Genomic DNA, 21,089 nt, shown 5'->3' on the forward strand with positions numbered 1-21,089 from the left:
TCAGGACCTTTCTTCGGACTGACGGGAAAGGATTGCAGCGAACTCCGTTCCGAAACCATCGAGGCGGTCCTGGAAGCGGGCCAGGGAGTTATTTATGACGTTATAGGCGATCACGGCGGGAATGGCCGTCACAAGACCGATTGCCGTGGCGAACAGAGCCTCGGAGATACCCGGCGCCACGACACTGAGATTGGTGTTGTGCATCGCCGCGATCGAACTGAACGAATGCATGATACCCCAGACCGTGCCGAACAGACCGATAAACGGTGCGACCGGGCCAATTGTGGCGAGAAAAATCATCCAGCGTTCCAGGCGATCCATCTCACGCGTGATCGTGATATTCATGGCGCGATCGACACGCTCCTGAACGCCGCCATGGATCAGATCGATCCCCGGGATCCGGGCTGAACGCCGCCATTCCCCCATAGCCGCGCCAAAAACAGCGGCCAGCGGATGCGTGGGTTTCGCGCCTTCGGTTTCATAGAGATCGTCAAGATTGCCACCGGACCAGAATTTGTCCTCAAACGCCGCAGCCTGTTTCTCTATACGGCGCATGGTCACGATCTTATTAAAGACGATCGCCCAGACTCCGATACTACTCCCGATCAGACCGATCATCACGAATTTGACGACGATCGACGCCTGCATGAACAGGCCCCATAGTGACAAATCCCCGGCCGCAGCCACGCCAAGATTTGCTGCGTCTACCGCATGATCCAAAAACGCCTCCTGTCCTTACGGCCCTGCCATCTTCCTGCCAGTCCTGTCGTCCCGACTCGAAGAGATGCCAGATTAATGTCGCGTTCCTTACTGGCTTCCTACGGAAAGCAGAAGAGACCTTGCGATCATCGACCTGCGCTTCCGGAGACCAGCATTATCGGGCGCCCGGCGTTTCATCGGCGAGCCTGGCAAGAAGAGCACGCCAGGGTGGCGGAAATCGGGCAGCCCTGCCGTCGGCGATACGAATGCAGGCAAGACGGACATCAAGATGCACGAAAAGTTCGTCTCTGTGATACATGCCCTGATCAAGGCGGCAGCTTGCCGCACCCTGCTCCATAAGACGGGTTTTTACGGTCAGCACATCGTCGAGACGGAACGGCGCCCGAAAATCGAGCGTTGCGTTGCGGACCACGAAAGCGAGTCCGTATTCACGATTGAGATCCGAGGCTGCCATGCCGAGACTGCGGATAGCCTCCGTACGGGCCCGCTCACCGAAGGCGAGATACCGGGCGTGATACACAACCCCGCCAGCGTCTGTATCTTCATAGTATACGCGGAAATCAATGCTGTGCGTGGTCAACGGCTTAGTCTCCCTGAATGTCATCATCTGCGAGGAGATCAGACTGAGCGGCCTGGGACGAGGCCGGCGGAATGAGACCAAGATGACGCCAGCCCCGCTCACCGAGAACACGCCCCCGGCTCGTGCGGAGCACAAGACCCTCCTGAATCAGGTAAGGTTCAATCACGTCTTCTATCGTGTCACGTGCTTCGGCAAGAGCTGCGGCCAGCGTTTCGACTCCCACCGGTCCCCCGTTATGGTATTCGGCAATGCGCCTGAGATAACGGCGGTCCATTAAATCAAGCCCCAGACTATCGACTTCCAGCCGTGTCAGCGCAGCATCCGTGAGTTCCGCGCCAACAGGCTCGCCACTCACATTTCCTACTGACGCAAAATCTCTTACGCGACGCAGAAGACGACCTGCGATGCGGGGCGTTCCCCGTGATCGCCGTGCGATTTCATAAGCGCCCGCGTCGGTGAGATCAAAGCCGAGCTTGCGTGCGCCACGCGTCACGATCAGCCGGAGCTCCTCCGGTGTGTAAAAAACAAGACGCAAAGGGATACCAAAACGATCACGGAGTGGCGTTGCAAGCAGTCCGGCACGTGTCGTGGCCGCGACGAGCGTGAAGGGAGCCAGATCGATTCGCACGGAACGCGCGGCGGGGCCTTCACCGATAATAAGATCGAGCTGAAAATCCTCCATTGCCGGATAGAGGATTTCTTCGATCGCAGGTTGCAGACGATGAATCTCGTCAATGAACAGAACATCGCGCGGCTGCAGATTGGTCAGGATGGCAGCCAGATCACCGGAGCGCTGGATAACGGGACCGGAAGTGGCGCGGAAACCTACGCCGAGTTCACGGGCCACGATCTGGGCCAGGGTCGTTTTTCCAAGCCCGGGGGGACCATGAAGAAGAACGTGATCAAGGGCTTCTCCGCGAGCACTCGCAGCTTCTATGAAAATAGCCAGATTCTCGCGACTGGCTTTCTGTCCGGTGAAGTCAGCAAGCGTTTGCGGGCGCAGAACACCTTCCCCAAGATCGTCCTCCCCGCGAGCCGGATCCACCGTGCGATCCGTGTCAGAATGCCCGCTCATCTGGCCAGTTCTTTCAGAGCACCACGGATGACGGCATCGAGCGTGGCTCCCTCTCCGTCTCTGGCAATGATTTTCGTAACGACAGGCCAGGCCTCGGCGCGCCGGAATCCAAGACCTGCGAGAGCCAGCAGCGCATCCCTCTCAATGGAGGCTGGCTGACCTGCCTGAGCGATGACAGAGGAGTTCCCTGCTCCTGGGCCGCCGCCGGGCATTTTCGGCGCTTTGTCGCGGAGTTCCGTTAGCAGACGTTCGGCCAGTCGGCCGCCGACGCCCGGAGCCCGTGTGAGGCTAGCCTTATCAGCGCTGCTGATCGCCGCAATCAGTTCAGATGGCGACATTGTGGAGAGCAGACCGAGAGCAACCCGGGCTCCGACGCCCTGAATCCCAGTGAGCAGCCGAAACCAGTCACGCTCTGCACTATCGGAAAAACCATAAAGCAGAATCGCGTCTTCCCGCACCACAGTCTCAACCAGCACACGGGCCAGTTCAGGGGGCGCAGGCAGAGCAGAAAGTGTTCGGGTCGAGGCAAAGACGAGATAGCCGACGCCGTTGACATCGAGAACGCAGCGATCCGATTCGACCTGCGTGAGAAGGCCTGCAAGTGAAGCAATCATCCGGTGATGTCCGGTGTGACTTTGATCGATGATGATCTGACGCGGCGGGCAGCCGGTGCGTCAGGCCCGGCTGCCCGCCTCTCGGCTGAGGCGCGACCGGCGGCAACACGAAGCGCACTGGCCCGCAGATGGGCATGACAGATTACCACAGCGAGCGCATCGGAGGCATCCGCGCGGCTGATCGTAGCGGTTGGCAGCAGGCGACGAACCATCATTTCGACCTGATCCTTCGTTGCGGCTCCGGTGCCGACAACGGCACGTTTGACGGCCATTGCTCCATATTCCGCCACGGCCAGTCCTTCCAGAGCCGGGGCCAGCAGGGCGACACCGCGGGCGTAACCGAGTTTCAGAGTGGAAGCGCCATTGCGGTTGACGTAAGTCTCCTCCACTGCGGCTTCCTGAGGTTTGTGGGTCTGAATAAGGGCTGTCAGTGCGTCGTAGAGCGCACAAAGACGAGTTGGAACAGGCTCATTGCCGTCAGTCGCAATAACCCCGTCCGCCACGTGGCTCAGACGATTGCCTGCCACGTCGATGATACCCCAGCCGGTAAAGCGCAGACCAGGGTCGATACCAATGAGGCGTGTGCATGACGTCATGTCAGTGTCTTAGCTGCCACATTGTATGGAAGCCAGAGCTGTTCCTGATTTGTGCTTTTTTTTCCACTCGGATCTGTCGCCTGGATCGGACACAGCGGGCAGTGAATTCCATGAAATGGGTCCAGGACCCGGAATCCGACAATCTCATCAGCCGTGATTCTGGTTTGTCTGTTGACGCACCTGACCAGAATCCTGTGGCCGGGCAGGTAATTTTTCCTGTGAGTGATCCTCATCGGGCAGTAAATCACTTCAGTTGCGGTATTCAGTGGCAGGCCAGAACTGAATCCGCTGTTGTTTATGTCAAAACTTGTGTTTTATGTCTGTAATCACACAAAAATGCCGTTTCAGGTACATAACCTCACATGCGTTACATGAAGATACATATTTCGTGTTGTGTAACATATTTGACCTTGTTCTGAATCTTTTTTGAGTGCCGTTATCCTCGCGCGCTTTGTGGTCAGGGCGCTATCCACTAAGCGCCAGAGGAATTCATGCAGCTTTCAGTTTCCAGCTTTCAGGACACTGTATTATCCGGACAATCGTCCGATTTTTCTGACCGGCTGCTCCGGACAATCGGGGTAAGATTGCTCGGAGATATGCATGAACGCTGCTCGGAACTGGGGCTGCCGATACCACAGGGACGAAAGCGCCGTAACCGGCATGAAATGATCAGAAAAGCCGGTGTTCTTTTTATTCATGTCCCCAAAAATGCGGGGACTGCCATCTGCCGCACTTTATATGGTCGTGAACTCGAACATCGCAGCATCCGGTATTTCCGGAAAAGTGTGCCGGCATTATCCGCTCTGCCCAGCGTCGCAATTATCCGTGATCCGGTGGAACGTTTTATCTCTGCTTACCGACATGCAAAAGGCGGTGGTGGCCGCCACAGAGATCTCGCCGAAACCTTCGCGGCGGAGTACGCAGCTTTCAGATCGATTGATGATGCGATTGCTCATGTTGAGCGGGCGGCAAACTGGTACCAGGTGGATCATATTTTCCGTCCTCAGAGCTGGTATGTCACCGATGGAAAAGGCCAGATTCTCGTTGACCGGCTGTTTCATATTACCAGACTTCACGAGTTGTCAGAGTATCTGGATCCGGAGGGAACACTGGCTATTCCGCAGCTGAACGCTGCCATTACGCCATCCCTTTCGGCAACACCGGAACAGGTCGAGCGTATCCGGGCGCTGTATAAACGGGATTATGAAATTCAGACCCGGGTCCTGAACAATCATATGGACTGAGATTTTTCGGTCAGTGTGTCAGAAGTGGCCGCAGTCTGACTGAAATGGTTCATCAGCAAGCCGGGCTTTAATCCATGATATCTGATCTTTAACGGAATTCGTCATTGTCGGATCATGGTCGAGACCAGGGTAAAAGCGAAAAGCAAGCCGGATACCGTTGTTGCAGGCTTTACGGGCAGTTGAACGGACACCGCCTGGTGGAACAGAGGTGTCTCCCCCGCCGGTTATGACCAGCAACGGTCCTCTGACTGACTGATTGCCAATAGCATTTTCCCACAACATCGCCTGCACTGCCAGGTTACGTGTCCAGTTTGATTTTGTGATCTGATTTTCGGTCTTACCGTAGAGCGCTGCATACCCGGTGAACCAGCAACCCGAGGTGGCGATCTCATTATAATGCGCCATACCGGCGTGATTAAGCATGCTCTGAGGTTTATACTCCGGATAACGGGCTCTCAGACCAAAAGCGACCATCGGAAGATAGAAAGGGGCGCCTCCTTCCGCCGGTGCCGGCCTGATGAAGTCCAGCATATCGACTGTGCCGGAAACAGAGACAGCTCCACGATAATGCGGGTCATCGATCTGCTGCTCCATTTCGGCCACGCTCCAGCTGGCCATACCGCCCTGTGAATGTCCGTCGACGACCCAGTCATGGCTCAGACCGGGAAAAGCCTCACGAACGGCACGAACAGAATAAATGACGTCATAGGCCTGCGCGAGTTTATTCATATACTGGTGCGGTCCAGGCGTCGCGAGACCATGATAATCTGTGGCCACGACAGCCAGCCCGGCTTTGGGAAATTCGAACAGCCCCTCGTCTCCGTAGTAGAGATCCTTCATACGCGACGGAGCACAGGGTTGCGCCACACCGCTGGTGCCATGAGCCCAGGCGACGACAGGCCAGCCGCCTTTCGGTGGTGTGCCCTCGGGAATAAGCACGAAAGCAGACGTTGTGACATCGTGCCGTGCGGCATCCAGAGAATGATAGAGAATACGCCAGGCTTTTATGCCTGATGGCAGAACGTAATCTGTGCCGGGCTCCTGACGGATCAGTTTACCCGGCGTGATGTCTCCGGCTGCCGGCGCCGTGTAAAATGCCGTAACGGGAAGCGCGTCCTGTGCTTCCATCGCCCGGGCCTCAGGGAGTGACGTGGGAAGATCATCCCCGGCCTGCGCCGATACGGTGAAAGCAAACAAACTGTTCAGACAGAGTGACAGCATCCATCCGGGGCGTTTCACACGACAATACATGGCAACTCCCGCAGGCTTTTGGGTCCGGGTTACCCCGGATTCCGTAGAATCGGCCATGTGGATGCCCGTATGCGGGAGACAGTGAACCACTTTAGCATCCTTACGATTCCGAAAATATTTTTATACCCGGACAGATCAGGCTACCAGAGTGAAAACTGAATAATCAGACCGGGATTGTCGGCCGCGTTTCTTCACCACGCCTGACTTTCTCGGGATGCCGCTGACTTACAGCGCAGGTTGTGCCGGTTCGCCACCACGCCACACGGACGCGATCTGGTCGACGGCAGTGATGTCATCAGTCGGATCAGACTTCAGGATGACAAGATCAGCGCGTTTGCCGGGAGCGATAATGCCGCGATCAGTCAGATGCATGAGCGCAGCGGCCTGTGCCGTGGCGAGATGCAGGGCTTCCAGCGGTGTTAGTCCTGCCGCGACGATCAGACGAAGCTCGCGATGTTCGGCGAAACCAGGAATCCGTAACGGAGTAGCCCCTGAATCGGTGCCGAAGCCCACATTAACTCCGGCATGAGTGAGGATAACGAGGTTCTTCTGGTTCATGGCAACGGCCTTACGGGATGCATCGGCCAGCGGATTAGCAAGCGTTTTCTCACGCCATGCAGGATCAGCAAACTGAGCCCGCAGAGCCGGATTAAGACCCTGAGCAAGTTCGGGATCATCCAGCAGTTCTGGTTTTTCAGCAAAAAGATAAACTGACTCATCAAGGCTGATCGTCGGAATATACCAGACACCACCAGCCTTCATGGCAGAAATCAATGCGCTGTCAGCCGGCTGATCCCGAACCCCATGGGCCAGAATATCCACGTGCTGTCCCACAAGCTCTTTTGCATAATGGAGATCATGAATATGGGCGGCAACGCGCAGGTTTTTCTCATGCGAATGCGTAATGACGGCCTGAGTAATTTCAGATTTCATAACGGGAAGTCCCGATTTACCAGGCACACCGTTTTTAAAATTATCGACCCAGATTTTTACAAGATCCGTTCCTTCGGATGCCATTTTATCAACATCCGCCCGTGCTTCGTCGGGGGTTGCCGGACGGAGAACCTGGGCATCACCAACATGCATCATGCCGACGGGAGGCGCCCCGTCGGGCACACCGATCCCCTGATCGACGCCGAACAGATCTGCCCCCGCATTGAGGCCGGCATGCTGTTCGCGGCGGAGATCGTCAAACAGAGGCGATTTCGTAACGCCAAGTGCGACCACCGTGGTGACACCATACAGTTCGAACTGACGAAGCTGCGCAAGGATATTGTCTCGCGTGAAATTTGCGCTGCCTGAGGACGTCCCGGAAACGAGACCGACATGGCTGTGGTCAGAAACCAGTCCCGGAATCATCGTCTGTCCGGCAAGGTTGATGATTTTCGCATCCGGAACGGACGGCGCCTGCGCCATGGGTGTAACGGCTGTGATTTTGCCGTGGCGAACCAGCACAGCCATGTCCGTGCGAGCAGGAGCACCCGTGCCGTCAATGACACGCACATGCTCGAACAGGGTTGATGTTTCAGCGGCATATGCGGACGCACTCAGGCCCGGAATCAGAGCGCTTACACAGAGAAGCAATAATTTTTTCATAGGAATGAGAACTCCGGAGATTCTGTGCGGAGAGAGGTCAGATCGATAAATGCTATCCTTGCCATAAGACCGGCGTCTGTCCACTTTTTACCAGCCGCTCGATGAAGAATTACCGGACGGGTATCCATACATAAGGAAACTTATTTATTACAAAGCATCTTTATAAAAAACAGAATATATGGCGCCCCCAGAAACGCTGTTTATAAACCTCCGATGAAACCTGTCCGTCACGAGGCCGTTCAGATCTGAACAGGCCACCGCTATGCCGGAGAACGTCTCATGCCAGATAAAACAAACGCGCCGAAGGATGCCTCTGTAACAGAAGCTATCACTAGGGTTGGGGATACTCTGACTGCTGCGGCAGATGATAAATCGGGCCTCTCGAGTGCTGTTATCGACTACATGGGCGGTGAAGATAGTGTCGGACGGAGGCAAATACGTGAACGGGCAGAACGTGCCGGCCTCGGAGATACACTGCGTCGGTGGGAGCACGAAAGTCTGCCCCATGGCGGTACCGAGGAGATGGTTCCGGCTCTTCTGACACCTGAAGAAATAGACCGTTTTTCAGCACAGACAGGGTTATCGCGGCCTGCCACGGTTGCTGCTCTGGCTGAAATACTGCCGAATGCCTGTCGCCTCGACCATATTGAAGACGAACAGAAATCCGGAGGAGGATAAATTCGGGGACTGTTCTTTATATTGAACTGAACTGCGAGACGTAATCACAGGCTTTCGTGTATCAATAACTGTCGTATTCTGCACGATATGATTCGAGATGACATAAATTCCTGGAATTATTCAGCATAAATGCGTCTATGCACTCTTTTTCCCCACAGGAAATTAATACCTCGAACACTTAGAAGCCCAATTCCGAACAGGACATAGAATATGGCATTCACATGCCATGTCTTGAATGCCATCAGAAAATGGATTGAAGCTGCAATCAGCGCCACATAGACAAGGCGATGAAGATATCGCCAGTTGCGTCCCAGCTTACGAATTGAAAGCCTGTTAGACGTGACGGCCAGAGGCACCAGACACAAAAAAGCTGCCATTCCGAAAATAAGAAAAGGGCGCCGTGTGATATCACGATACAGCGTAACAAAATCGAATCGTAGATCAAGCGCGATATAGGCTGCAACATGCATCACTACGTAAGCGAAAGCGAGCAGCCCGACGGCACGACGATAACCAGTAAGATTAACACCGGAGACAATGCGTAACGGGGTTATGGCCAGAGACGCGAGCAGGAAACGGAATGCCCAGAGACCCAGTATATGCTCAAAGCTACGAACCGGATCCGGGCCAAGTTTGTCATGTACTCCCAGCCAGAAAGACCAGCATGCCGGGACAAAACCTGATGTATAAAGCAATAAATTCAGGAATGATCGCCGTGTCCACCAGACGGATATGACCATTGCATAAGTCCTCCGGAGCCTGCACGCAAAATACAATTTTAAACAACTGTATCTGTATATTTAATAATATTTCCGCAGATCCATCCCCGCATAGAGGCCGGCGACCTGTTCACCATACCCGTTAAACATCCGGGTCGGTTGTCTCTTTTCTCCAAAAAATCCACCACTCCCAATGACTCTTTCACTGGCCTGACTCCAGCGTGGATGATCAACATCCGGGTTCACGTTGGCATAAAAGCCGTATTCATCGGGAGCGAGCCTGTTCCAGGAAGTGGGAGGCATTGTTTCAAGCAGAGAAATCGTCGTGAGAGACTTGATCCCTTTAAACCCGTATTTCCATGGCACAACGAGCCGTAGCGGAGCTCCGTTCTGGTTCGGGAGTATCTCTCCATAAAGCCCTGCCGCAAGCAATGTCAGAGGATTCATCGCTTCATCAAGTCGCAGACCTTCCACGTAAGGCCAGGCGATATTTCCAAAGCTGTCTTTCTGTCCGGGCATTTCATCGGGACGCATGACGGAGCGGAAGGCGACGAATTTTGCTGACCCCAGGGGTTCTGCCTTCCGCAGAATTTCGGCTAGTGGAATACCGTCCCAGGGTATGACCATGGACCATGCTTCGACACAGCGCATTCGGTAAATTCTGTTTTCAATCTTATGCGCGGTAATCTGCTGATCAACATCGATGGTGATGGGTTTCGCAACGGCACCGTCGATACGGAGCGTCCAGGGTCGCGCATGAAAACTACCGGAAAGCCGGGCCGGGTCCGATTTATCAAGTCCGAATTCATAAAAATTATTGTAGTGCGTGATGTCCTCTCGCGGGGTCGGACGCTCTGTTGTTCCAAACGGCCCCGGACTGGTCTGCAGACCAGCGGCTTTTGCCGCGTGTGTCACAGCAAGAAGCCCGGTGGACGCGAGAATTGTCCGACGTCTCAGATAGTGTTCTTTCAGGGTAATTTCACTGGGGGAAGGCTGGGGGAAAAACGAGGAAGCCACGGCAGTTGCTCCTGCCAGAAGGAAGATGATTCGATGATGATATCGTTATTCGGAGCCAGACAGTTCCTGCCGGCTGCGTGGCCGCGTCCCCGTCAGAAGACACTGGCACAGTATCAGAGCTTTATCTACTTTTGCTATGTGTGTGCATGAGGTCCGGTCTCCGCCAGCTTGCGCGGAAACGCCATTGGACTGAACACGGTCAGCAGAATTCCGATTAACGCTACAGAAACTGACGCAGGCACAAGAATAGCAAAACCCAGATTGTTCAGCAGGTGGCCGCCAACAGCGGAACCAAGAAGGATGCCAAAATTACTGCTTGAATTAATGGCCGCCCCAGCAACATCAGCGCTGGTAGCGCGCGCCCGAATAGCTCCGGACATGACAAAAGGAATGACGGCTGCGTAGCCGGCGCACCACAGCCCTACCGCAGCAACTGACATCCAGCCGGAAAGCAGATGATCATATACCAGGCACATGCCCGTCAGCATGGCGATGCCGCCGCCAAACAGCCCGGCCGCAGGCAGACTGTCCACAAGCTGCCCGGCAGCCCAGAGACCCAGCACACTGACAGCTCCGGTAATGAGCAATGCAATACTCAGATCGCGTTCCGGAAGGCCGTGAGCCAGAAGAAGCGGCGACACATACGTATAAAGAAGGTTATGCGCAAAAAAGAAAACAGCATTAACCGCAACAACGATGGCAAAAATCCGTGCTGCGTGCCGGGAACGTAACGTTGGCAGGCGGGGCGTGCCTCCGGCAGGAGCACGGACGCGGGGTAGAAAAACAGCAATGAAAATTGTCAGCAGGACTGCAAGGCCTGCCATTATGTACAGAGCAACACGCCAGCCGGCAAAATGCCCGAGGGCAGCCGCTCCGGGAACACCGAGCACAGAACCAAGAGAGGTTCCGCCATATACAAAAGAAATAGCGCGCCCGGTCATACGCTCCGGGACGAGATAGGCAGCATATGCAGATGCAATAGACATCAGCACGGCATGCGCTACACCGCCGAGCGCCCGCCCCAGGCACAACACGAAGAAAGTCGGAGCAGTTGCTGAGATCAGGTTGGAAATCACATATCCACCCAGGCAAAGCAGCATCAGCATCTTCCGATCCATCCTCGCCGTAAAAATAGTCAACGGGACAGCGCCGAAAGCCACCAGAAGAGCATAAGCACTGACGGCCAGCCCCGCATGCCCTTCCTCAATGTGAAATGCCTGGGAAACATCAATCAGAAGCCCAACAGGCGCGACTTCTGTCGTAACGGCGATAAATGTCGAGGCGAACAAGGCACAAAGGCCTGCGATTGCCGGACCGGACAGTGATTTGAAGAGCATGACTTCCCTGGGCAGAAAAGGTGACGCTGAACGCACTCACCGGGGAAGTCATTTGACATAGATCAGCCGGCGACGGAAAGGTCGGACTCAGAAGGAGGGGGAGATGTTGTTTTCCTCGCATGCCCCCAAATCTGACAGGTCACACGACGGGACCATGACCAGCACAGCAGAGCGAAGTCTTTCAGATGGTGAACTCGTTACTGTGTTCCGGTTCACCGGCACTCCCGATTTTCTCCATGTTTCAGATGATCACCGGGAGCACAATGAATTCTCAGTTACCACTCATCGGAGACGGGTTCTGAGCAGGGGCTGCTACAGGTGCCGCCGTCCCTTCCTGTATGCTGACCGATGGCGAAACAACACGATTCATCACAGTGAAAGAAACGGCATCCATCGTTGTGACATCGACAAGATCGCCAGTTTTCAATGTTGCCAGCAGAGGCTGAAACGCCTTCTGCTGCACGGAAACAGTCTGGCTTGCGCCGGACGGTCCGGCAATCGTGACAATTTTCCGGATTGCATCGACGGCTACGACATGCACACGACGACGCCGGAATGAAATCAGAGTTCCATGAGGGTGACGGTTCCGGTAGCCATGAGCCGCAGAGACTGTTGAAACGGGGGCCGGAGTCTCGGGACTTGCCAGCGTTGCGTCCAGTGTCTGGAAAAACCGGACCCCGATCCGGTCCCCTGGCTGCAGATGCGGGAGATTTCTGGTGCCATGAGGAATTTCAATGGTGATCAGCCCCCCATCGCTATCCCGCAGGAGAAGATCCCCCTCTCCCGCGTCAATCGTTTCCACTGTAGCTACCGTTGTCTGGTTTCCGGTAATCACCGTCTGAGCAGAAATTTTGCCGGTGTGCATGACGCCCGCACAGCAAAGAGTGAATAATATCACAAAGCCGGAATGGCGATGTTTCGTGGCGGCAGGGGTTATCAGGCTTCCGAAAGGCATGGGGAGATCCCGCTTTTTATGTCTTTAATAAGAACGCTGCTATTACATCATTCAGACTGCGGTATCCACTCCTGCCGGGATTCGCACAACCTGCGGTTTTCGGCGCCGGCAGTGGACATACAAACAGGACATCCCATTCTCACCAGGATTTTAGGTTCTCTCCACTAAGCATGACGGATAAAAATTTATCCCTGACTGCTTAACGTGCAGATTCGAGATTTCCGTCTGCAGGTATGGTGTACTGACCTGAATATGCGGCTGCCCGCCTTGAATCCTTAGCCGACGCACGCTCCTTCAGTTTCTTACGCAGAAACCGCGTTACGGGCTGCTCAATAAACTGAAAAACGCAACAGCCAAGAATAACGCCCCCGGCAACCGACAGCAGAGATTGCACAGTCGCACTGACGGAAATAAAATAGTTCAGATAAAGAACAACACGTTTTACGGCGTCAGAAGCTATACTCTGGAAAAGATAGATTGAGTAAGATGCGCTACCCAGATAAAGGAGAACACGACTTTGCGGAAGAGTTCCCCCACGCTCCACCATAAGAGCCGCTGTAAAAATTATGGAGATGATAACGGCTGCCAGCAGCGAACTGAAAGCCAGACTCATTACGGCGAGAAATAGAGTCACCGACAATGAATACAAAAACTGTATTTCTTTACTGAAATTATCAAGATTTATTCCAAAAACTCTTCCCAGAACGGCTCCCGCGCCAAATTCGAGAAGGCGTGGGTCAGTGTAAGCTTTCGCGATTGCAGAACTGAAATCATTTGCTGCGCCAAGCGTACAAAAAAATATCAGAAAAAATATCAGGACAACAATTCTTTTTGTCGTGTTGAGAAGCAAGCATCCCGCGAAAATAAAATAAAAAAACATTTCATAATTAAGAGTCCATCCAAGATACAAAACCGGAAACAGTTTATGCTCTTTGTCAAAATCAGGCATAAAACAAACAGACTTTAGAACGTGCTCTATGTTGCTCGTTACAAGATGGGGCACATAAATATGAAATTTTACCAGAACTAAAGTCGCCAATGTAGCTATATAATAAAGAGGAACAATTCTTACAAATCTTTCTAAAACAAAATCAGAAGGAGAAGTCTCCTTTCGGTCTGTAAGAGCGATCATTATAAAACCACTAATAATGAAAAACAGATCGACTCCATATTTTCCACATTGCGTCAGCGGAATAATTGTTTGAAATTGGTGAAAAACGACAACACTTAGCGCCGCAATCGCCCTCATATACTGGATCGACATTACGACAGAAGTTTTGCGATTCAGCACGCCAAAATCCCCGGCATAGATTCTAAGAAGTAAAAATCTCAGGAAAGCTCATGAAACCGCTATGACATGCCGCATTGATCGTCAATAACTAATCATAAGGATATATGATTTATTATAAAAAAACAAAATTTATTATAGATAAATTCAGAATGTATGATTTATTATGCGTCATGTGATGATAAATTACATTATATTTTTGTTTTTATAGATTGTTATTTTATTTATTTTTATCTATTTAATAATTAATTATAAAAGAAAAAAGAAATCCTTTTCATGTGACCGGTGGATATCTGCCGGCAAACCAGTCTTTTGGATCAGGAGTTTTTGTGCCGTCCTTTTAAGTTTCATCACGATATCTGTCTCTAATGCGTATACAGAAAACAGAATATATTATGGCACTCCACGTTACACCTGTACTAATTTTTATTTTAGATGTAAATAACAAAAAAATATCATAATAAAATACCGTTTTTTATTTATATTAATCTACAAATAATTAACATATAAATAAAATAACCATGAAAAAATAAATTAATAATGTTTATTTAATTACACTTCATAACAAACCAATAAAAATTATTTGATGCGCATAATAATGCAGAGCATAGAGTCATCAAAACAGAAAAATCTGCTTTTATGATCAGCGCAAACTGTCTTATCAGCCAGGCCCGCAGGGGATTTTGGTATTCAGGATTTACCAGGCACAGGACTCATAGCCAGAACATGATGGTTGCTGCGAGGCAGATGGCTGAGAAGAAAGCGTTCGGGCATCTATCGTAGCGTATTGCGACACGCCGCCAGTCCCCCTGAGCCTTCCGAACCTGGAAGGTTCGAAAAACCCCTTGGTTTGAGTGTTTCTGTGTGATGCCATTCCTCCTGTCTTGGATGGGAGGAACGGCATGAAGCAGCCCGGTTTCTTTGATGTTGATGAGCGGCTTGCACGTCTGAGCAGGCCTGGCGATCAACTCGAAGCGTTTTCGCGGACTATGGATTTTGACGTGTTCCGGCCTGATCTGGAGAAGGCCCTGGCGTATTCGGACGGGAGCAAAGGCGGACGCCCGCCGTTTGATCCGGTGCTGATGTTCAAAATCCTGGTGATCCAGCCCCCTGAACAATCTTTCCGATGAACGAACGAAGTATCTGATCAACGATCGCCTTCCGTTCATGCGCTTTCTTGATCTGGGCCTGTCGGATCGTGTGCCCGATGCGAAAACTGTCTAGCTGTTTCGCGAACGCCTGACACAGGCTGGTGCGATTGAGGCTTTATTCAATCGTTTTGACATCCCCCTGCACGATGCAGGCTATTTTTCGATATCGGGTCAGATCCTTGACGCCACACTGGTCGCGGCCCCAAAGCCGCGCAATACCAATGGTGAGAAGGCTGATCTCCGGACTGGCCGGATCCCGGACGACTGGAAAGACAAGCCGGCAAAGCTGTCGCACAAGGACCGCCATGCCCGCTGGACGCTGAAGTTTACCAGGGCGAAACGGCAAGAGGATGGGACCACGCCTTCCACAGACCTGGCCATCCCGTTTTTCGGCTACAAATCTCACGTTTCCATCGACCGGAAGTTCAGACTGATCCGCAAGTGGAGGACACGGATGCCGCAGCCAGTAATGGCACCAGACTACGTGAGGGATTGCCGGATAAAAGCAATACAGCTGCGAGTGTCGAGCATGTCTTGCCGATCAGAAATCACAGATGGGACCGTTTATCCGTAGTGTAGGGGTCAAGCGGGCCACCACGAGGATCGGGTTGGCCAACATTGCCTACAATATGCGCCGTTTTCTCTTTCTCGATAGGATCAATGCAGCCACATAGCGGCTTAAGGCGTAATACCCAACGCTCTGTTCCAAAAGCAGAGCGAAAAAACACCAGGTCAAACCATCAATCATCGCACCATGGGCTGAAATTCACCCCACCAGGCTATAAATCAATGGTTCTTCGATCCCTGCATGTGTCTCAGGGCGTTACCTCTTTGCAGTAGAATTAAAGACAGGTGCCGAGCTCATCATCCCCATACATCTTGCGCTGAAACTGGAGGAAATGTCTAACCGGACCAAAGGTTAGACACTACAATGCAACAGATCGGCGTTTATGTGCAGATTGTTTACTGTTCTGGCGGACCCGACGCGATTCGAACGCGTGACCTTCGCCTTCGGAGGGCGACGCTCTATCCAGCTGAGCTACGGGTCCAGTTAAGCTGTTTCTACTGCACTCAGGGCATAGTTGCCAAGAGCGTTTCCTCAAGCAGCCCCAAAAACTGCATCAGCTCTTTATTTTACCAGCAGACTGTCCATCCGCTCAGGCAAAAGAACGGGAAGTGCGGCGCTGGTGGGACCGGAGGCATGCGGAGTGGCAGCATGCAGGCTGGCCCAGGCCGCTGCGGAGACATCCCCGCCGGATGGAAGCGGCACGTCCGGGGTAAGGAGCCAGGAAAGAATATCAGATGCGATGCGCTGACGTGCTTTGTCGCGGAGAAGCAAGTGATGGCCGCCAGGGATAATGTCACGCCGCACGGTTGCGGGAAGTCTACGCCAGGCACGGGCCATGGCGTCTGCGGGAATCAGCTGATCGTGGTCACCATACACGATAAGCGTCGGCCCGCTCTGGTCGGAGGATCTGCCGGCGGCTTCAGACATCAGATCGACCAGACCACGCAAAGCGATCAGTTTTGTTGAATGGAGCGTGAGAGGATCAAAATACAGGCGGCGGAGGGCCGATATATTATCACTGGCAGTAACACGCACGGGGAGTTCGCGTCCCGTCACGCGACCATTCGGAGCCAGCGCGGCGAGGAGCCGGAGAGGAATATCGGCGCCGGAACCAAGATTCCACACAGCCGGCGCGAGCAGGATCGTTCCGGCGATACGTGGACGTTCCACGTATAACCCGCGATACCCGGACATGGTGAGCATGGCTACGGCGCCCCCCATGCTTTCCCCCATAAGCCAGAGACGCATGTCGGGTCTCTCCTTTGCAATCAGCGTCAGTTCCTCAGCGGTATCCTGCACCATACGTTTCGTTCCCGACCACCCTCCCCTGTCCGGCGCCGCACCGAAGCCTCGCAGATCGGGCGCCCACAGTGTGAAACCGGCGGCAGCAAGGGACGGAGCTGTCATTTCCCAGGCATCGCGGCTGTCGTTAAAGCCGTGCAGGGCGAGAATGATGCCGCGTTCAGGCTTAATGGCCGGCCAGATGCGAACCGGAATTTGCGCCCCATCTGAAAGCGTCAGCATCCGGGAAGGTGGAATCAGGCGGGCATCGGAAGCATAGCGCGAAGGGACATGGATAACGGGTTCGCTGGCACAGCCGCTCAGAAGCAGCAGAGTTATAAAGGAAGCACACAGACGACCTGCTTCAATCCGAAGACGGGATGTTCCGTTACGCCGAACTCTGAAGAGAGCAGACACAAAAGCGTGGGGATGGTTTGAACTCACGGTGTTCCGGCGTATCATTCCAACACTTTATCGCCGGGCACCATGGCCAGCCAGCCCCGGCCCGCAGGACAGGATAGTTTCATGCTCATTCAGCCGACGAACCCGACACCGAAGCCGCGTCTGGGCCATGTTGAAACAGTGATTGTGCAAACGCACAGGATTTCCTGCGATGGCGGACTGGGTGCACTCGGACATCCCCGGGTATGGCTGAAGATTGGCGGACATCAGACATTCTGTCCTTACTGCTCGCGCCTGTTCGTGGTGGACCCGAATGCAGGCCCCGATACGTCGCACTGAAAGCGCGCAACAGGGCTGCTCTTCCAGGCATGACTGCCGGCCATTCCGGTTGCGGCCGGAAAGCCGTAACCTTCGCGCAATTTTCCCCGGCATGTGTTACCTGACGATCTCGTGACGGGCCGGATGTATTCCGCTCGTCTGCTCCGGACTTAAGGTTCGGGCTTTTTGCTGTGCGCGTTTCGTTTTATCCGGTGTTTTCACACCGGAGCAGATGAGAGCGTCTGGCCGGGTTCTCAGTTGCGGGACGACTTATCTCATGACCGATACGGGGATGCCTCACCTTATTCTGGTGGATGGCAGCGGGTTTATTTTCCGGGCGTTTCATGCCCTGCCGCCGATGAGCAACCCGGATGGCGTTCCGGTCAATGCGGTATTCGGATTCTGCAATATGCTGACACGCCTGATGCGAGAGCATGTGGGAACGCATCTTGCGGTTATTTTCGACGCTGGCCGGGTCACATTCCGCAATGAGATTTACCCGCAATATAAGGCACATCGGCCCGATGTTCCTGAAGATCTGATTCCTCAGTTCGGTCTGATCAGGGAGGCGACGGCGGCGTTCGGCGTGCCGGGAATCGAGTTGGACGGATTTGAGGCTGACGATCTGATTGCCAGTTATGCGCGGTCCGTGGCCGAAGCAGGCGGCCAGTGCACCATTGTCTCGTCCGACAAGGATCTGATGCAACTGATCAGTTCTCACGTCGATATGATGGACCCGATCAGGCAGAAGCCGATCGGTGTGCCCGAGGTGGAAGCAAAATTTGGCGTCGGGCCGGATAAGGTCATTGATGTTCAGGCACTGATGGGTGACCCGACGGACAATGTGCCGGGGATTCCGGGAGTTGGACCTAAAACGGCGTCCGCTCTGGTCAATGAATTCGGATCTCTCGAAGCCGTGCTGGCGGCGGCTCCGGAGATGAAAAAATCCAAACGTCGGGATGCACTGATCGAGCATGCGGATGATGCACGGATTTCTCTGAAACTGGTCACACTGAAGACGGACATTCCTCTGCCCGTTCCTGTGACAGATCTGGCAGTGGATGATCCGGATGTCATTTTACTGGGCGAATGGCTGGACAGGATGGGCTTCCGGTCGATCCGACATCGGTTCGGGCTGGGAGACGGGTCGCCGCTGACACAGGCGACAGCCCGTTCTTCGATGCGCGCCGCTCACGTTGCGGCCGGTCCTCCGGCTCCTGCCGCTGAACCCGCGAAGGTGCCTTACGGGCCATATGAAACAGTGACCGATCTGGCAACGCTGGCGACATGGATCGAAGCAGCGGAGCAGATCGGCGTCTGCGCGGTTGATACCGAAACGGACGGACTTGATCCTTTACGGGCACGTATGGTGGGCCTGTCACTGGCGGTCGCCCCGGGGAAGGCCTGTTACGTTCCGCTTTTGCATGAAGGTACGCTGGAAGCGCCTGTCGGTATGCAGATCGAGGTCAGGGACGTTGTCGCCGCGCTGACGCCACTGTTTGCCGATCCGTCGGTGCTGAAGGTGTTTCAGAATGCAAAATTCGATCTGCTTGTATTCCGGCGGGCGGGGCTAGAGGTTCTGACTCCGACCGACGACACGATGCTGATTTCGTATGCGCAGTCGGAAGGTCTGCATGGGCAGGGCATGGATGAACTGTCGAAGCTGCATCTGGGTCATGTACCGATCACATATGATGAGGTAACGGGCAAAGGGCGGAACCGGATTCCGTTCCAGCAGGTAACGCCGGACCGGGCGACGGCCTACGCGGCTGAGGACGCGGATGTGACACTGCGTTTGTGGCAGGTGTTACGACCGCAACTTCGGATCAATCAGGCGCTGGCTCTTTATGAAGAGATTGATCGTCCGCTGATCGCGGTTCTGGCTGATATGGAGCAGGCTGGCATCCGGGTGGACGCGACTGAATTGCGGCGACTGTCGGAGAATTTTTCCGGGCGCATGTCCGTTATTGAAGCTGAGATCCATGCCCTGGCCGGTCGGAATTTTAATGTCGGCTCCCCGAAGCAGCTTGGAGAGATTCTCTTTGATGAGATGGGGCTGAAGGGCAGCAAGCGCGGTAAGACCGGGGCGTGGAGCACGGATTCCTCAGTATTACAGGAACTGGCGGATCAGGGGATCGGACTGGCGGAAAAGATTCTTGCCTGGCGGCAACTGGCAAAGCTGAAGAGTACTTACACGGATGCTCTGATTGCACAGATGGATCCGGCAACGGGACGGGTTCACACCTCGTTCCAGATGGCGATCACGACCACCGGCCGTTTGTCTTCTAACGATCCGAATCTGCAGAATATTCCGGTACGCACGGAAGAAGGTGTACAGATCCGGCGCAGTTTTGTCGCACCGGAAGGAAAGGTTCTGCTGTCGGCGGATTATTCGCAGATTGAGTTGCGTCTGCTGGCAAGCGTCGCGGATGTGCCGACCCTGCGTGAAGCCTTCGCGCTGGGGCAGGACATTCATGCGCGAACGGCATCAGAGGTTTTCGGTGTGCCACTGGAAGGGATGGATGCACTGACGCGCCGTCGGGCAAAGGCGATCAATTTCGGAATTATTTACGGGATTTCCGCCTTCGGTCTGGGCAGACAACTCGCGATTCCACCGGGTGAGGCACGAGCTTATATTGATGCCTATTTTGCTCGTTATCCGGGAATCCGGGCTTATATGGATGCCCGACGGGCTGAAGCAAAGGCACACGGCTATGTCATGACACCGCTGGGACGACGGTGTTATGTACCAGGGATTACGGCAAAAAATGCGGCACAGCGGAATTATGCCGAGCGGCAGGCGATTAACGCGCCTCTGCAGGGTGGCGCAGCAGATATCATCAAGCGAGCGATGGTCCGGCTACCGCGTATGCTGGCAGAAGCCGGCCTGCCTGCGGTGATGCTGCTGCAGGTTCACGATGAACTGCTGTTCGAAGTTGAGAAGCAGGCGGCGGAGGAGACAGCCTCAGTGGTAAAACGCGTTATGGAAGAAGCGGCATCTCTGCCAGTGCCACTGGTGGTGGAAACCGGTATCGGCGCCAACTGGGCGGAGGCACACTGATGTCACAGAATAAGATACATCCTGTGCAAAAGCGCCGGAATCCAAAGCTGATGGTCATCGTCGGGGCCACTTTGCTTGTCGCGGGTATCATGACTTATGCGGGCTATCGCATATCGGATGCCATGGGTCCCATGGTAAGTTCCGAGGGGAATGAAGTCGGCGGACGCTTTCGTCTGATGGACGCATCTGACGGCACGATGACCGATGTAACATTTCGCGGCCGCTGGATGCTGGTCATGTTCGGCGCGATTCATTCTGTGGATGACAGCAGCGCGAAAATGCTGACTCAACTGAGTCAGGCTCTCCATGTTGTCGATCCTGACGGACGCCGGATCGCACCGGTTTTTGTCAGCCTTGATCCGCAGCGGGATCTTTCTGAGCAGTTACGACAATATGCCCTGCAATTCCCGGCGAAAATCATATCCGGTACCGGAGCGCCGGCGACGCTGGAGGCCGTGACAAAGGAGTTTCATGCTTCGATCGAAAAACGTCCTGATCCGGAATGGGGTTATGCATATATGACTTCTCCACAGATCGTTATCATGAACCCTGCGGGTGGCTATGCAGGAATGATGTCATCCTCGGCCAGTGCACAGGAGATGCAGGCCAGACTGCAACCGCTTCTGACACAACATTAG

17 protein-coding genes, 1 tRNA gene and 3 pseudogenes are annotated in these 21,089 nt (G+C 54.0%); 6 read left to right on the plus strand and 15 right to left on the minus strand.

All coding sequences use genetic code 11. The features are described 5' to 3' along the window. The 5 genes and pseudogenes from tolQ to ruvC form a co-directional block, all read right to left on the minus strand. Window positions 1–720, minus strand: a complete 720-nt coding sequence (gene tolQ, locus GOB90_RS13285) for a protein TolQ (protein WP_146888718.1) — start codon at window positions 718–720, stop codon at window positions 1–3. A gap of 154 nt (window positions 721–874) precedes the next feature. Further along, window positions 875–1,300 carry a tol-pal system-associated acyl-CoA thioesterase gene (gene ybgC, locus GOB90_RS13290; protein WP_146888715.1) on the minus strand — a complete coding sequence of 142 codons (426 nt, stop codon included), beginning with the start codon at window positions 1,298–1,300 and terminating at the stop codon, window positions 875–877. Between the two features lie 4 nt (window positions 1,301–1,304). Continuing rightward, window positions 1,305–2,375: a Holliday junction branch migration DNA helicase RuvB gene (gene ruvB / locus GOB90_RS13295; RefSeq protein ID WP_146888712.1), complete on the minus strand. Its 1,071-nt coding sequence runs from the start codon at window positions 2,373–2,375 to the stop codon at window positions 1,305–1,307. Next, a complete protein-coding gene (gene ruvA, locus GOB90_RS13300; RefSeq protein WP_146888709.1) occupies window positions 2,372–2,989 on the minus strand; it encodes a Holliday junction branch migration protein RuvA in 618 nt (205 codons plus the stop codon). The genes ruvB and ruvA overlap by 4 nt, the downstream gene beginning before the upstream one ends. Window positions 2,990–3,072: 83 nt before the next feature. After that, window positions 3,073–3,585: pseudogene (ruvC, locus tag GOB90_RS13305) on the minus strand (crossover junction endodeoxyribonuclease RuvC); the annotation flags it as partial. Between the two features lie 491 nt (window positions 3,586–4,076). On the opposite strand from ruvC, the gene GOB90_RS13310 reads away from it, so the two are divergent. Next, complete coding sequence (locus tag GOB90_RS13310) at window positions 4,077–4,829, plus strand: sulfotransferase family 2 domain-containing protein (RefSeq protein WP_221223404.1); 753 nt, start codon at window positions 4,077–4,079, stop codon at window positions 4,827–4,829. 18 nt (window positions 4,830–4,847) lie between these two features. Here the strand turns inward: GOB90_RS13310 and GOB90_RS13315 are convergent, their stop codons facing one another. After that, entirely contained in the window at window positions 4,848–6,137 is a 1,290-nt protein-coding gene (locus GOB90_RS13315) for an alpha/beta hydrolase family protein (RefSeq protein WP_242012022.1), read from the minus strand. Window positions 6,138–6,305: 168 nt separating this feature from the next. Next, window positions 6,306–7,676: an amidohydrolase family protein gene (locus tag GOB90_RS13320; protein WP_146888703.1), complete on the minus strand. Its 1,371-nt coding sequence runs from the start codon at window positions 7,674–7,676 to the stop codon at window positions 6,306–6,308. Window positions 7,677–7,955: 279 nt separating this feature from the next. On the opposite strand from GOB90_RS13320, the gene GOB90_RS13325 reads away from it, so the two are divergent. Continuing rightward, entirely contained in the window at window positions 7,956–8,354 is a 399-nt protein-coding gene (locus GOB90_RS13325; RefSeq protein WP_146888700.1) for a hypothetical protein, read from the plus strand. Between the two features lie 116 nt (window positions 8,355–8,470). Here the strand turns inward: GOB90_RS13325 and msrQ are convergent, their stop codons facing one another. From msrQ to GOB90_RS13355, 6 genes and pseudogenes are all read right to left on the minus strand, one after another. Continuing rightward, complete coding sequence (msrQ, locus tag GOB90_RS13330) at window positions 8,471–9,094, minus strand: protein-methionine-sulfoxide reductase heme-binding subunit MsrQ (RefSeq protein WP_146888697.1); 624 nt, start codon at window positions 9,092–9,094, stop codon at window positions 8,471–8,473. Between the two features lie 60 nt (window positions 9,095–9,154). Next, window positions 9,155–10,090, minus strand: a complete 936-nt coding sequence (gene msrP / locus GOB90_RS13335) for a protein-methionine-sulfoxide reductase catalytic subunit MsrP (RefSeq protein WP_146888694.1) — start codon at window positions 10,088–10,090, stop codon at window positions 9,155–9,157. Between the two features lie 134 nt (window positions 10,091–10,224). Next, window positions 10,225–11,427 (minus strand): MFS transporter, encoded by a 1,203-nt coding sequence (locus GOB90_RS13340; RefSeq protein ID WP_146888691.1) that lies wholly within the window; start codon window positions 11,425–11,427, stop codon window positions 10,225–10,227. A gap of 271 nt (window positions 11,428–11,698) precedes the next feature. Beyond that, window positions 11,699–12,292 carry a preprotein translocase subunit YajC gene (locus tag GOB90_RS13345; protein ID WP_146888688.1) on the minus strand — a complete coding sequence of 198 codons (594 nt, stop codon included), beginning with the start codon at window positions 12,290–12,292 and terminating at the stop codon, window positions 11,699–11,701. Window positions 12,293–12,581: 289 nt separating this feature from the next. Beyond that, the gene (locus tag GOB90_RS13350) at window positions 12,582–13,673 is read right to left on the minus strand and encodes an acyltransferase family protein (RefSeq protein WP_146888685.1); all 1,092 of its coding nucleotides are present in this window, start codon (window positions 13,671–13,673) and stop codon (window positions 12,582–12,584) included. 710 nt (window positions 13,674–14,383) lie between these two features. After that, window positions 14,384–14,476: pseudogene (locus GOB90_RS13355) on the minus strand (IS5/IS1182 family transposase); the annotation flags it as partial. Window positions 14,477–14,572: 96 nt separating this feature from the next. Here GOB90_RS13355 and GOB90_RS13360 point away from each other — a divergent pair. Then, window positions 14,573–15,495 (plus strand): annotated as a pseudogene (locus tag GOB90_RS13360) (transposase). A gap of 298 nt (window positions 15,496–15,793) precedes the next feature. Here the strand turns inward: GOB90_RS13360 and GOB90_RS13365 are convergent. Further along, a tRNA-Arg gene (locus GOB90_RS13365) sits at window positions 15,794–15,870 on the minus strand. 80 nt (window positions 15,871–15,950) lie between these two features. Then, the gene (locus GOB90_RS13370; RefSeq protein ID WP_261765966.1) at window positions 15,951–17,114 is read right to left on the minus strand and encodes an alpha/beta hydrolase; all 1,164 of its coding nucleotides are present in this window, start codon (window positions 17,112–17,114) and stop codon (window positions 15,951–15,953) included. An 81-nt stretch (window positions 17,115–17,195) separates the two neighbouring features. On the opposite strand from GOB90_RS13370, the gene GOB90_RS13375 reads away from it, so the two are divergent. The 3 genes from GOB90_RS13375 to GOB90_RS13385 all read left to right on the plus strand — a co-directional run bounded on the left by GOB90_RS13375 (window position 17,196) and on the right by GOB90_RS13385 (window position 21,089). After that, window positions 17,196–17,411, plus strand: coding sequence for a zinc-finger domain-containing protein (locus GOB90_RS13375; RefSeq protein ID WP_146888679.1), 216 nt, complete (start codon window positions 17,196–17,198; stop codon window positions 17,409–17,411). A gap of 256 nt (window positions 17,412–17,667) precedes the next feature. Then, window positions 17,668–20,451: a DNA polymerase I gene (gene polA, locus GOB90_RS13380; protein WP_146888770.1), complete on the plus strand. Its 2,784-nt coding sequence runs from the start codon at window positions 17,668–17,670 to the stop codon at window positions 20,449–20,451. Beyond that, a complete protein-coding gene (locus GOB90_RS13385) occupies window positions 20,451–21,089 on the plus strand; it encodes an SCO family protein (protein WP_146888676.1) in 639 nt (212 codons plus the stop codon). Before polA ends, GOB90_RS13385 begins: the two co-directional genes overlap by 1 nt.

The organism is Acetobacter oeni, assembly GCF_011516825.1.
In the GTDB taxonomy this organism is placed as follows: Bacteria; Pseudomonadota; Alphaproteobacteria; order Acetobacterales; family Acetobacteraceae; genus Acetobacter; species Acetobacter oeni.

Bases quoted from the DNA above. Each gene is read 5' to 3' on its own strand.
- ruvB (WP_146888712.1), bottom strand. From the start codon at position 2,375: ATGAGCGGGCATTCTGACACGGATCGCACGGTGGATCCGGCTCGCGGG.
- GOB90_RS13375 (WP_146888679.1), top strand. From the start codon at position 17,196: ATGCTCATTCAGCCGACGAACCCGACACCGAAGCCGCGTCTGGGCCAT.
- GOB90_RS13315 (WP_242012022.1), bottom strand. From the start codon at position 6,137: ATGGCCGATTCTACGGAATCCGGGGTAACCCGGACCCAAAAGCCTGCG.
- GOB90_RS13340 (WP_146888691.1), bottom strand. From the start codon at position 11,427: ATGCTCTTCAAATCACTGTCCGGTCCGGCAATCGCAGGCCTTTGTGCC.
- GOB90_RS13385 (WP_146888676.1), top strand. From the start codon at position 20,451: ATGTCACAGAATAAGATACATCCTGTGCAAAAGCGCCGGAATCCAAAG.
- GOB90_RS13325 (WP_146888700.1), top strand. From the start codon at position 7,956: ATGCCAGATAAAACAAACGCGCCGAAGGATGCCTCTGTAACAGAAGCT.
- GOB90_RS13345 (WP_146888688.1), bottom strand. From the start codon at position 12,292: ATGCACACCGGCAAAATTTCTGCTCAGACGGTGATTACCGGAAACCAG.
- GOB90_RS13320 (WP_146888703.1), bottom strand. From the start codon at position 7,676: ATGAAAAAATTATTGCTTCTCTGTGTAAGCGCTCTGATTCCGGGCCTG.
- ruvA (WP_146888709.1), bottom strand. From the start codon at position 2,989: ATGATTGCTTCACTTGCAGGCCTTCTCACGCAGGTCGAATCGGATCGC.
- msrQ (WP_146888697.1), bottom strand. From the start codon at position 9,094: ATGGTCATATCCGTCTGGTGGACACGGCGATCATTCCTGAATTTATTG.
- polA (WP_146888770.1), top strand. From the start codon at position 17,668: ATGACCGATACGGGGATGCCTCACCTTATTCTGGTGGATGGCAGCGGG.
- GOB90_RS13310 (WP_221223404.1), top strand. From the start codon at position 4,077: ATGCAGCTTTCAGTTTCCAGCTTTCAGGACACTGTATTATCCGGACAA.